The sequence below is a fragment of the Bdellovibrio sp. HCB-110 genome, assembly GCF_047323225.1.
Classification (GTDB): Bacteria; Bdellovibrionota; Bdellovibrionia; order Bdellovibrionales; family Bdellovibrionaceae; genus Bdellovibrio.
In genome coordinates, this window is record NZ_CP178750.1 from 3,578,479 (window position 1) to 3,590,079 (window position 11,601).

An 11,601-nucleotide genomic window follows, 5' to 3' on the forward strand; every position below is an offset into this window, starting at 1 on the left:
TAACATATTGATTTTACTTGAATTTATAGGATCATTCGGGTGTCTCATTATGGAACGCTTATTGCAGCTCCCCCATGCGGTATGGAACAACGACGTTACAAAGACATTGTGGCATTCAAATGGAACCAAGGAGCTCCCTTGGCTTTCCACGCCCGTAATTTGGAAGTCGCTGAAATTTCTGAAGAGACTTGGAACGACATGCAGCAGACTTTGCAAACGTCCGAAACTTCTGAAGAACTGGCTTTATGGGAGCAAGAAAACAGCCCCGAAGTGAAGTCAGGAAAGTTGCAACCAGGCATCCGCAGCCTCACCATCAACGTCACGCAAATCTGCAATTTGAAATGCACTTACTGCGCAGCCGGTGGCGACGGAACTTACGGTGCTGCGCAAACAAAGATCAATGTTGAGAAAACTCTTCCGCAATTGAAGTTCTTTATTGAACGTCTTCCGGAAGGCAGCCGTTTTAAAATCACTTTCTTGGGTGGCGAGCCTCTTTTGTATCCAGACGGCATTCAAGAGATCGGCAACTACGTTCGTTTGATGACGGCAGGAAGAAACATCCAAGCCGGTTTTTCAATCGTAACGAATGGAACTTTGATCAACGAAAAAACTTTGAATGTTCTTAAGAGCATCAAAGCCAACGTCACTGTGAGCCTTGATGGTCCGGCAGAGATCAACGATAAAGCTCGTCCGACGAAAGATGGCTCTAGCAGCACGTCTTTGGTTGTTGATGGCCTTCGCAAGCTTGCCGACAACAGACACTCTTTGGGTCTTTTAACAGTTCACGGTGTTTTCAATCGCGAGAATCTCGATCTTATCAGTGCTTATAACTTCTATCGCACTCTCAAAGTAGATCGTTATGAGTTCACTTATTCTGTGGAAGAAAACGACGACGCCAGCAACAAGGAGTTCCTTGAACAAATGAACTCCATTGCGGCCGTGGCCTATGCCTCTGGGGGCGAACCGGAACTTCGTAAAATTGGAATCTTTGATCAGTATTTTTCAGCTCTGGACAACCAGCAACAAACTGAAAACTACTGCGGAGCTGGCAAATCATTCCTGATGGTGGACGCGAGAAACAATCTGTTCACGTGCCCCTGGGAAGTTGGAAATAAAGATGAACAAGTGGGTCAAGGGACTCAATTGAATGAGGAGCGTCTGGCTGAATACCAAGCGCCTTTAATTGAAAAGAACAACTGCCAAAGCTGCTGGGCTCGTTTCCTTTGCGGCGGCGGCTGTATGTTTATTCACAAGCAGAGCACAGGAAACAAGCACCAAAAAGACGGTCAGTTTTGTTTTCGCACTCGCGGCTTGATTGCAACGACATTGTTATATTATAAAATGAGCAGGGTTTCCTGCTAAAGAGGACGATATGAAAAAGCAAACGCACATTAAGAAAATTAAACCTCTGAAGCCCACGACAACTCCGTCAACTCAGATGATTGGGCCCGGCACTGGTGGAGACCAAGGCTGCATTCCTGTTCGTTAGTAACTATTAATTTTTAAAGAAAATGAGATTATGACTCTTCCTCCCTCCCCTGAAGAGACATCCTCCTCCCCAAAAAGAGGAGACTATAAAGCGCTCGCGTTGCGAATTGCCTTCGCACTGGGGATTTCTTTTTTCATCGCACAGACCAATCTCGATTACCTTGAATCTTTCCTCTATGACTTAAGAGTTCGTACAAAAATATTAAACCCGACATCGGGGAATATCGAACTCATTTACGTGTCTCCGCAAACAGTTCAGCTTTTTAAAGGCTTCCCTTCAGCCCAAGAACAAGACACTTTACTGCGTGGTCTTGTCGCTGAGGGTGCTAAAGCTGTTGTCTATGATTTCAACATTAGCGAAACACCGGGCACGACTGATGAAAAAAACGACTGGGAATCAAGCATCGTTGAAAATACAAATGTGTACGTTGCAGGTCGTTCGACAGCCTTAAAAGGCGAAGAGAAACAACTTTCTCTCGCGGATCCTCTTGAAAAGATCACTCTTTCACCAGCTCCGAAAACAACGGACTTAGTTAATTTCGCCAAAGACGGCGTGACCCGTCGTATGATCCTAACTTACCAAGGACGCTCGTTGTTGCCTGTGCAACTGGCCAGTCTTTTTAACCCTGAAATTAAAAGCGTCGATAAAGTTCGCGGTCACTTTGATTTCTACGGAACGGATCAGGCGTATATTGATTTTCACAGAGCTAAAACTTATCCGTCCTCTTCTTTTGAAGACGTCCTCAATGGACGTGTCGATGCTTCTCGCTTTAAAAATAAAATCGTTTTGATCGGAACAGACTTGGGCCTTGATGAGGGTGAATACATTCTAAGCCCTTTCAGCCGTGAAGTCACAGCGATGACTCGCATCGAACTGCAGGCGAACACAATTGATACATTGATTCGCAACTCGGGCCCCATGAAGGCTCACAAGTATATCAACTGGATTTTCATTCTCTTAGCTTCGATCTTAACGACTCACGTGGTTTTGACGATGAAGCCGACGCGCGGTCTGATGATTTTGGGTGGAACTCTAGCAGGTTTTATTCTTTTCAGCGCCCTTGGATACTGGCTCGCAGGTTGGTGGTTGCCAATGGCGGCTCCCCTTCTTACGATTTTCCTCTGCTATTATTTCTTTATCCCATATCGTTTGATCGTCGAGAATCGTCGCAGCTGGGAATACTATCAGAAGAATAAACTCTTAAGCCAAGTGGAAGAGCTTAAAACGAATTTCATTTCCATGATGTCTCATGATCTGAAGACGCCGATTGCGCGTATTCAAGGAATGACGGACATGATTCTGTCTGACAATGTTCAGCTGAGCGCACAACAGCGTGAAGCTGTCGATACAATCAAGCACTCTTCCGATGATCTTTTGAAGTTCATCAATGCGATATTAAATTACGGTAAGATTGAGAGCCAGGGTGTTCAGCTTCATTTGCAAAGCAAGGACATCAATAATCTTCTTCAAGAAGTCATTCGCAAGCATGAGTTCTTGGCGAAGGTAAAACGCATTCAAATCGTCTCTGAATTGGAACCTATGTTTCCGGTTCCTGTGGATGCGGATTTGATGAAGCAGGTCTTCTCAAATCTTGTCGAGAACGCGATCAAGTACAGTCCGGAAGACACGAAAATCATGGTGTCGAGCGAAGAAACCTCCACGAAGGTTGTGGTTCAGGTGGCCGATCAAGGGCCTGGCATCCCTTCCGATGAGCTTCAGAATATCTTTATGAAGTTTTTCCGCTCTAAAAACGCCAAGAGTTCACCTATCAAAGGTTCGGGCTTGGGACTGTATTTGGCTAAATATTTTACGGAACTTCACCGGGGACGTATTTTTGTAGAATCTTCCCATGGTAATGGATCGACTTTTACGGTAGAACTACCAATCGAGCAAGGGGGTACACATGCTTAAGGTTTTGGTTGTTGATGACGATCAGGGCTTAAGATTGTCCGTCAAATCGGCACTCGCGGTCACACAACGTTTCGAAGTTGATGAAGCTTTCGATGGCGTCAACGCCATGGAGAAAGTGAAAGGCAGCGAGAAGAAATATGATGTCGTTATTCTTGACGTCGACATGCCTCGCATGAACGGGCTTGAAGCTCTTCGCCAAATCAAAGAATTCGATCCAGGCATTATCGTTATCATCATGACCGCTCACGCGACATTGAATGATGCGATTCAGGCTGTGAAAGATGGCGCTTACAACTACCTCCAAAAGCCCATGAGCAGCGAAGATCTTTTGCAGCTTATCGACAAAGCCGTAAATGCTCACAACTTGATTTCTAATATCGCAGCGTCAGCTCCTGTGATGGTGGAAGCCGGTCGCAAAATCATCGGTCACACTTCACAAATGCAGAAGGTCTTCAACATCATTCACCGCCTTGCAAAAGTTGAAACTCCTGTATTGATTCGTGGTGCTTCAGGAACTGGTAAAGAACTTGTGGCAAAAGCAATTCACTACAACTCGGCTCGTAAAGACGAGAAATTCGTAGCTATCAACTGCTCTGCCATTCCTGAAAACTTGTTTGAGTCAGAACTTTTCGGTCACGAAAAAGGTTCTTTCACAGGGGCCGATCAACGCAAGATTGGTAAATTCCAATTTGCTGAAGGCGGAACTCTTTTCTTGGATGAAGTCGGCGATATGCCACAGCTTATGCAAGTTAAGATTCTTCGTGTTCTTCAAGAGAAAGTGTTCACTCCTGTCGGTTCTAACCGCGAATTTCCAACAAATGTTCGTATTATCGCGGCGACAAACCGTCCTTTGGAAGATATGATCAAAGCGGGTTCTTTCCGTGAAGATCTTTTCTATCGTTTGAACGTGGTACCTATCTTCTTGCCGGCATTGGCTGAGCGTAAAGACGATATGGAACACATGGTGAATATCTTTATTAAGAAATTCAACCAAGCTCACGGTAAACGTATCAATGGTATCGCTCCCGATGCCATGGCTGTTCTTAAAAAGCATTCTTGGCCAGGTAACATCCGTGAACTTGAAAACGTGATCGAACACGCTTTCGTTCTTGAGATGTCAAACATCATCACCATCGCATCTTTGCCTGAGTCTTTGTTGATCGCAACGGGTGTGAACTTGATTGATGTTCCGGTGATGGAAACCGCCCAGAATGTTGCATCAGCGGGACTGGGTTCTGCAATCCAAGCTCACGCAAGCTTGAGTGATGACGATGATTCTGACATGGGTTCTGATTCTGACGACTTGGACGGAGAAGAAATGGTTCCGTTTACAGGTAATGAGAGTCTTGATTTCAATGCTCAGAAAGAAGCTTTTGAAAAAGAATTTATCATCAAAGCTCTTAAGACATTCCGTGGTCGCATCAATCAAACAGCCCTTCACGCGAATATTCCGAAGAAAACCCTTCTTCGTAAGATCGAAAAGTACGGCATCAACGCGAAAGACTACGTGAACTAGTTTTTCAAAAAAAGAATAGAATATCGAAACCCACAGCTTTAACGAGTTGTGGGTTTTTTATTTTTGGTGCCTTACTTAAGCTGACTTAGGGCTTCGTTTAAGTTTGCGTGCATCATCACGAATTCGGGGTCTTGGCTGATGTGATTTTGGTAGCGGTCGTAAATCATGGCGTGGGGTTCTGATTTTCGCAGAACAAAGTCGACTTGGTCTTTAATGCACACGAGGTCTGCGGGTACGATGCTTTCAGGCTCTTCGACGAAGGCGTCAATTTCAGCGATCAGGGCCGAAAACGGCTGCAGCCACTTAAAGTTTTTGTCGTGTGTGAGGATTTGCAGAAAATCAAAGGGAGAGATTCTGCGCTCGAAATGCTTTTCGGCGGCCAGTCTTTCTAGTTCTAAAAAGCGGCGATGAAGATTTTTAAGCCCGCGACTGACGTTCTGAATTTTGTCCTTCATAAGCTCACCTCTAGGAAATTTTAGATAACGCCTTATTTGTTCGTCACCTCAAAAAATAGAGAGTGCCAAATGAATGGCCCCTATGTCATTGTTAATAAGCACGTTCGGCGAGGTGTCTATGGCGCTTTTTCAACCATCCAAAGTAACTCTCAAAAACGGTCAGGAAGTTCTTCTGCGCCATGCAGAGATCTCTGAGGCGACAGCTCTTTTAAAAGCTTTGACGGAGATTTTTCCTACAGCTCAGTACATTTTGAGTACTCCTGAATCTCTTAAAAGTAAAACCGTCGCAGACCAGGAAAAATGGATTCAAGACGCCAATCAAGACCCTCGCAATGCTCTTGTTATTGGTGAATATCAAGGCCGCATTGTTTCCATCGCTGATTTTAGGTCTTTTAAAGATAAAAAGAGATTTCACAGAGCGGCCTTTGGCATGTCGGTTCATCACGACCTTCGCGGTCAGGGACTGGGAGAGGCCGTTCTCCAAAAATTGATCGAAGTGTGCAAAAGTGTCGAGGGCCTTACCCTCTTGGAACTCAATGTGATGGAGCCCAATATCAGTGCCCATAAACTCTATCTGAAAAAAGGATTCAAAGAAGTCGGACGTTATCCTGGGGCTTATCTTTTAGAAGATGGAACTTATGCCACGGATATCATGATGACTCTTCCTTTAAAGTAGAAAAGCGATGAGAAATCTGTAACCGATATTGTGACATTATTTCTGGATTCCAAAATTTTTGTGGAACAAGATTCGTCTCTTGAAATGCGATCAGAAAAAATCAAGAAAAACTCTTTCTCTTTTTTTCAATTTCTGCGACGCCTCTAGTTTTGTAATACGCTATAAGGCCCTCTATCTAGAGATGCACGTTTTTTGAGCAGCAAATTGTTTGGATTTGTTGAAGAGTGCTCGTTGACTCGTTGTCATTGAATCTGTAGTTTCAGTCCCCTCACGTCTGGAGATCTTGTTTAATGACCATGAACCCGTTGCCGCCACAGGCTTATACGAAAGATACTTTGCTCAAAGCCTATCAGTGGCTCATGGTGCAAAACTCTTCGATCAAGGAAATGGCAACCACTCCAGATATCTTAGTAAGTTTGTATCTCAAAGCGACTCGCGATGGTGACAGTGTTCTTGAAAGACCGAGCATTCAAAATTTCAAAAACGAATTGAGAAGTTTGGCCGGCATCATGGGTGAGTTGGATCGCCCCCAAACAGTGGCAGCTTCTATTCCACCTGTAGCAACGGTTGTGCAACAGGCTGTTCCGGTGACAGCGGTTGTAGCTCCCCCACCTCCTCCGACGCAAACGCAGGTTTCTTATACTGAAAAAACGGTCACAGCGACGACTCGCAACCCGGAAGTTTTTGAGCTATTAGATCCTTGCAGTCAGGGTATGATTCGCGAAGTCAAAGAGGAGTTCAACCTCAGTTCGGACCTTGAGGCTCTTCGTATGCTCATTAAAATCGGTTATAGCCGTTCAAAAGGGCTCCTGAAGTAGCGCTCCCGCAGGTATCTGCCGGAAATCACTTAAATTAATATAAAAAGTAGTCTATATTCCTTTTCTATGAAGAAAAAATACATCTGGCTTGTCCTTATTTCCGGCATCCTCGTAGCCCTAGATCAAGTGGTGAAAATCTACGTTCACACGCATTTCCACTTGGGCGAATCTGTGAGCGTGATCCCGAATTTCTTTAATCTGACTTATGTTAGAAACTTTGGTGCAGCATTTGGATTCTTGGCGGAAAGCCATCCCTCATTCCGTGAGTTGTTCTTCTTATCTATGCCACCGATTGCTTTGGTTATTATCCTGGGCATCTTGCGCGGAGTGAAAGACGACGACACGAAACAGATCATCGCTTTGGCGAGCATTTTTGGTGGAGCGATTGGTAACTACATCGACCGTTTGCGCTTCCGCTACGTGATCGACTTCTTGGATTTCCATCTTTACAACCGTTGGAGCTGGCCTGCTTTCAACATCGCCGACATGGCTATCGTGGGCGGAGTCGGACTCTTGCTTCTTTTGATGTTCATGGAAAATAAAAAGAAAGAAAAAGAACAAGGCGCGACATAGGCGCCTTTTTTATTTGTCTCGCGAACTTATTTATTCGGGATATTTTTACGAAGTTTGCGCTGCAAGCTTTGGCGATGCAAACCAAGCTTCTTCGCCGCTTGAGTTATATTGCCGTCAGAGTTCTGCAAAATATAATCAATATATTCGCGTTCCATGCGCGCGAGCGAGATCTCTTGATCGGGCACTTCTTCGCCGACACTTTGATCCGTGAAAGCTTTTAGAATCATGTCGGGAGTCACAGGCTTGCTGATAAAGTTGTGGGCGCCCAACTGCATGGCTTTCACCGCAGAGGCCACACTGCCAAATCCACTCATCATCACGACCTTCACCTGAGGAAAGCGGGCCTTGAGTTCCTTTAAGAAATCCAAACTGTTTTCCGAACCAACACGCAAGTCGAGCAAAGCCCACTCGGGGTTTTGCACGGAACTTATAGAAGGTGTTTGTGCAAAAGCGGTCACAATCATGCCTCGCTCTTGCAGTTCTTCCGTTAAAACTTCGCGAAGACCTTGATCGTCTTCAACAAGTAGAAGTCTTTTTCCTTTAATCTCGATCATAACTCCTCCAGTGGCAGACGAATTTGTGCTGTGGCACCTCGTCCTGAAGTATTATTGAAGATTTTAAATTCTCCGCCGGCGGCTTGGGCCATCATCGATGCGGAGTAAAGTCCCAAACCATTGCCGGCCGCTTTGCTCGTCACAAAGGGTTCTCCTAAGCGAGAAAGAATTTCTTCAGAGAGGCCCTCCCCGCGATCGGTCACTTCCAAAACAATCCACGATCCCTGTTTGAAAAGACGAACATAAATTGTAGATCCTTCCGGTGAAGCCTCATAGGCATTGTCCAAAAGATCAAAGAAGGTTTGCGAGAACGCGAGCACTTGCAGGCGGCAAGGCAAAGGCTCCGTCATAAAATGTTTTTCAACTAACACCGGCTCGTTTTCTTTTTCCCAGACTTTCAAAAGATCCGCTGCCAGGTTTTCGAATTCCACTCTTTGCAGTTCTGCTTGAGAAGACCGGGAGAAGACTGAGGCCATGTGTTTAAAGACACGCACACATTCTTCTAAAGAACTTTGCGCTTTTTCAAATTCTTCTTGGGCGGAAGGTTCCGCATTTATGAGTTTGCGCAAACCCCGCTCCATACGCAGCTTTAAAGAGTTCATCGGAGTAGCAAGTTGATGAGAAAATCCTGCCGTCAGTGCACCCAGGGATTTCAGACGGTCGGCTTGATGCTGGCGATCTTGCAAAAGGCGAATGCGCTGCTCATTTTTATGCAGAAGACCCGAGAAGTAATGACTGACAAACCAGGACGCCGTGATCAAAACCCATTGCGATAGAAAACTTAAAAGCACTTCAGAAGTATCGGTGCCGATCGTGATACGTGCATCAAGATAAGTTTCAAATTGTAAAAGGCCTAAGAGGACCAGAACTGTGACCCCAAAAAGATAAGAAGCTCGCTGACGTAAAAGCATTCCGCCTAAAAAAGAGTGGATGCAAAGTATGCTGATGAAGGGATTATTCGCAGAACCACTGACAAAGAGAAGACCTACCGCTGCCAGAAGGTCGATCCACAAATTCACCAAAACATGCTTTTGCCGAGCCGCCTCCTCCCGAGGCCATAGACCCTGCGCTAAAACATTGAAGGTCGCAAGCAACGCCAACACCGCAATGAAATACGGAACATCACGAGTTTGCAGGTAGCCCCATCTTAAAAGAGGCAGAATCCCCAAAATCAAACAAGCAATAGCAATCCAACGAAACCGAATGAGTCCTGGCATGGGTCCTTCATAGCTGAGGGGCCCTTTTGCCGCAACAAGTCTCTCTTATATGCAACCATTCGCTGCATTTTTTAAATGCAAATTACTTGCATTTAAAAAATCGGGGTGCTAGAAGCGTTTTAATGGAGGAGCATTATGAAGAACCTAATCTTGGTTGCTATTGTCGCGTTTGCCGTTCCGGCTTTTTCTCATGAACATGATCATTCCGACGATCATTCTATTTTAACGAAATCAAGAGTGACCCTCGCAACCGCCACCTCTTTAGAAATGTTTGAAGACGGACAGATCGGCCAGCTCTGGGGGTTTGAAACTTTAAAGGCGGATGACGAAGCTTCTGCAAAAATTCTTTATATTGATCAAAATAATACGGGTCGCATTTCCGGTTATGACTGCCACTTCCATTCTCACGGCGGAGCGGATGAAGCACACTGCCACGATGCTGCGGAGTTAGGAACTGTTGCCGCACCCACGGATGCTCTTACTTTTCAAGTTGATGCTTTTTTAGAATCCTTGGTGAGTGCTTTAGATACCTTTGAAAGAAAAATTGCTCCCGTTGAAAAAATCACGGCTGTGAAGATGTGGCAATATAGTGACATGATTCACACCTCATTCACTCATGAGGCTGCAACGGGAAAAGTCCAATCTCATTTTATGTGTCATATCCATGATGGCATTCATATTGATTGTCATCGCAGCCGCAACCCAGGTCCTCAAGAGCCGAAGTTCTAAGAGGAATTTGTATGATGAGAACAATTCTTGGAGCCGCACTCCTCGTTCTTCTTACCGCTTGTGGTGGAGGACACAATCCCGATAAAGACGGTAATGTCCCTTATCGTGAATTGAGTGACGGTCGCCGTGTGATGGCCGAATCTATTACTGCTGTAGCGACGGGTGCAAATTTTGAAGTGTCTTTTGATCTAGAAGAGGGCGGAAGTGTTACGCTTTATACTTTTGCGAATTCGGACTTACACAACGGAGTTTCGATTCAGTTTGCGCGCGTTCAAAACTCTTTGAAAGTTTTCGCGACGGCACAGGGAATTGTGCAAGACTGGAGCCCCCGTTTTGAGAGTGTCGATGCCTCACAGACCGTGCCCATGACAATCGACATTCACAACAACGAACGACCTGCGCATATTATGATTTGGAGTGGATCTAAGAACTCCTCTTTAAATCACCGAAATACTTTATACAATAGTGCTGAAGACAGCCTGGATCTCAATTACGATAACAGCCCTGGAAACGGGTTTGGACGTTCTTGGGGAATCAAACTGGATAAAGCACAACTTCACAAAGCAACCCTTTCATCACCACAGGACGCCCACTAATGAAAACGACACAGTTTCTTGTTTCACTTTTTGTTTTGATCGGATGTTTGCAAGCACAAGCGCAAAACATTCTTCAAAATATTCAAACATCAGCCGCTATCGACATCACGGCTCCTTTTAATTTTGAAAACTCTGAAGAAAATAAATTGGATGTGCGTTCCGCAGAACTTATTTTCTTTGGCCCCTTGGACCCAACTTTTGATGCCACTCTCAATGTGGCTGCCCACAATGAAGAAGGTGAATTTGCTCTTGAAGTGCATGAAGCATATTTGGGCTCAAGCAAGTTGATCCCTTCTTCTCGTTTTAAGGTCGGAAAATTCTTTTTAGGTGTAGGACGCCTTAATCAGTTCCATCAACATGACTGGGCCTTTACTTCTGCTCCCCGCGTACAAGAAGAATTCTTTGGCGATGAAGGTGTTGCCGATTCGGGTGGAGAATTTTCGACTCTTTTACCTCTGGATTCTTACTGGGATATCACGGTCGGTGTTACGAATGGTTATACTTTTGGACACGCCCATGATGCTGGAGAGAAACCGCGTGTTCCTACTCACTATATTCACCCTGTGAACTTTATCGATTTCGGAGAGGCCGGCGCCCTTCAATGGGGTGCGAACTACCTGGGCAGAACAGATGCTGCCGGAGTGCAAACTCAGCTTTACGGTTTGGATTTCGTCTTTAAGAAAATGGAAGGCAAAACTTTAAGCTTCTTGCTGCAATCTGAAATCTGGTATCGCAATCAAAGCGCTCCAGAAACTGAGACCGCAGAAGAAATTGGAGCTTATATTTTCCCGCAAGTGTCACTGACTGAGCAACTTTATGCAGGCCTTCGCGTGGATTTATTTTCAGAACTCTCAAGAACATTCCAATCCGACGGCTCTAAACAGGACAACTTGGACTATGGATTCGTGCCGACACTAACTTACAAACACAGTGAGTTCACTTTGTTCCGTGTCGCTTACGGTTATGATGTGCAAACATACCAAGGCGAATCGGACACTTTGAATCAGAAAATTGAATTCCAACTTGTTTCCATCTTGGGTGCGCACCCCGCGCATTCTTTCTAGAGG

General features: G+C 45.2%; 12 protein-coding genes. 9 read left to right on the forward strand and 3 right to left on the reverse strand.

Annotation, left to right across the window (positions count from 1 at the left end):
- Positions 1-39: 39 nt before the first annotated feature.
- The 3 genes from ACL934_RS16975 (at position 40) to ACL934_RS16985 (ending at position 4,916) form a co-directional block, all read left to right on the forward strand.
- On the forward strand, positions 40-1,362 hold the full coding sequence (locus ACL934_RS16975) for a radical SAM protein (protein WP_413612650.1): 1,323 nt from the start codon (positions 40-42) through the stop codon (positions 1,360-1,362).
- Between the two features lie 157 nt (positions 1,363-1,519).
- On the forward strand, positions 1,520-3,400 hold the full coding sequence (locus ACL934_RS16980; RefSeq protein WP_374075501.1) for an ATP-binding protein: 1,881 nt from the start codon (positions 1,520-1,522) through the stop codon (positions 3,398-3,400).
- Positions 3,393-4,916 (forward strand): sigma-54-dependent transcriptional regulator, encoded by a 1,524-nt coding sequence (locus ACL934_RS16985; protein ID WP_413612651.1) that lies wholly within the window; start codon positions 3,393-3,395, stop codon positions 4,914-4,916. Before ACL934_RS16980 ends, ACL934_RS16985 begins: the two co-directional genes overlap by 8 nt.
- Before the next feature lie 71 nt (positions 4,917-4,987).
- Here ACL934_RS16985 and ACL934_RS16990 read toward each other — a convergent pair whose 3' ends face one another.
- Positions 4,988-5,371, reverse strand: a complete 384-nt coding sequence (locus ACL934_RS16990) for a hypothetical protein (protein WP_374075503.1) — start codon at positions 5,369-5,371, stop codon at positions 4,988-4,990.
- 118 nt (positions 5,372-5,489) lie between these two features.
- Here ACL934_RS16990 and ACL934_RS16995 point away from each other — a divergent pair, with 118 nt between their 5' ends.
- From ACL934_RS16995 to lspA, 3 genes are all read left to right on the forward strand, one after another.
- Positions 5,490-6,047 carry a GNAT family N-acetyltransferase gene (locus tag ACL934_RS16995; RefSeq protein WP_374075504.1) on the forward strand — a complete coding sequence of 186 codons (558 nt, stop codon included), beginning with the start codon at positions 5,490-5,492 and terminating at the stop codon, positions 6,045-6,047.
- Between the two features lie 290 nt (positions 6,048-6,337).
- Positions 6,338-6,865: a hypothetical protein gene (locus ACL934_RS17000; RefSeq protein ID WP_374075506.1), complete on the forward strand. Its 528-nt coding sequence runs from the start codon at positions 6,338-6,340 to the stop codon at positions 6,863-6,865.
- A gap of 66 nt (positions 6,866-6,931) precedes the next feature.
- The gene (gene lspA / locus ACL934_RS17005; RefSeq protein WP_374075508.1) at positions 6,932-7,438 is read left to right on the forward strand and encodes a signal peptidase II; all 507 of its coding nucleotides are present in this window, start codon (positions 6,932-6,934) and stop codon (positions 7,436-7,438) included.
- 26 nt (positions 7,439-7,464) lie between these two features.
- Here the strand turns inward: lspA and ACL934_RS17010 are convergent, their stop codons facing one another.
- Positions 7,465-7,992 carry a response regulator transcription factor gene (locus ACL934_RS17010; RefSeq protein ID WP_374075510.1) on the reverse strand — a complete coding sequence of 176 codons (528 nt, stop codon included), beginning with the start codon at positions 7,990-7,992 and terminating at the stop codon, positions 7,465-7,467.
- Entirely contained in the window at positions 7,989-9,209 is a 1,221-nt protein-coding gene (locus ACL934_RS17015; RefSeq protein WP_374075512.1) for a sensor histidine kinase, read from the reverse strand. Before ACL934_RS17015 ends, ACL934_RS17010 begins: the two co-directional genes overlap by 4 nt.
- 135 nt (positions 9,210-9,344) lie before the next feature.
- Between ACL934_RS17015 and ACL934_RS17020 the strand changes: the two genes are divergently transcribed.
- From ACL934_RS17020 to ACL934_RS17030, 3 genes are read left to right on the forward strand one after another with little or no spacing between them, the layout of a single operon-like run.
- On the forward strand, positions 9,345-9,938 hold the full coding sequence (locus ACL934_RS17020) for a hypothetical protein (protein WP_374075513.1): 594 nt from the start codon (positions 9,345-9,347) through the stop codon (positions 9,936-9,938).
- Positions 9,939-9,949: 11 nt separating this feature from the next.
- On the forward strand, positions 9,950-10,534 hold the full coding sequence (locus ACL934_RS17025; RefSeq protein ID WP_374075515.1) for a hypothetical protein: 585 nt from the start codon (positions 9,950-9,952) through the stop codon (positions 10,532-10,534).
- Positions 10,534-11,598: a hypothetical protein gene (locus ACL934_RS17030; RefSeq protein WP_374075517.1), complete on the forward strand. Its 1,065-nt coding sequence runs from the start codon at positions 10,534-10,536 to the stop codon at positions 11,596-11,598. Before ACL934_RS17025 ends, ACL934_RS17030 begins: the two co-directional genes overlap by 1 nt.
- Positions 11,599-11,601 lie beyond the last annotated feature (3 nt).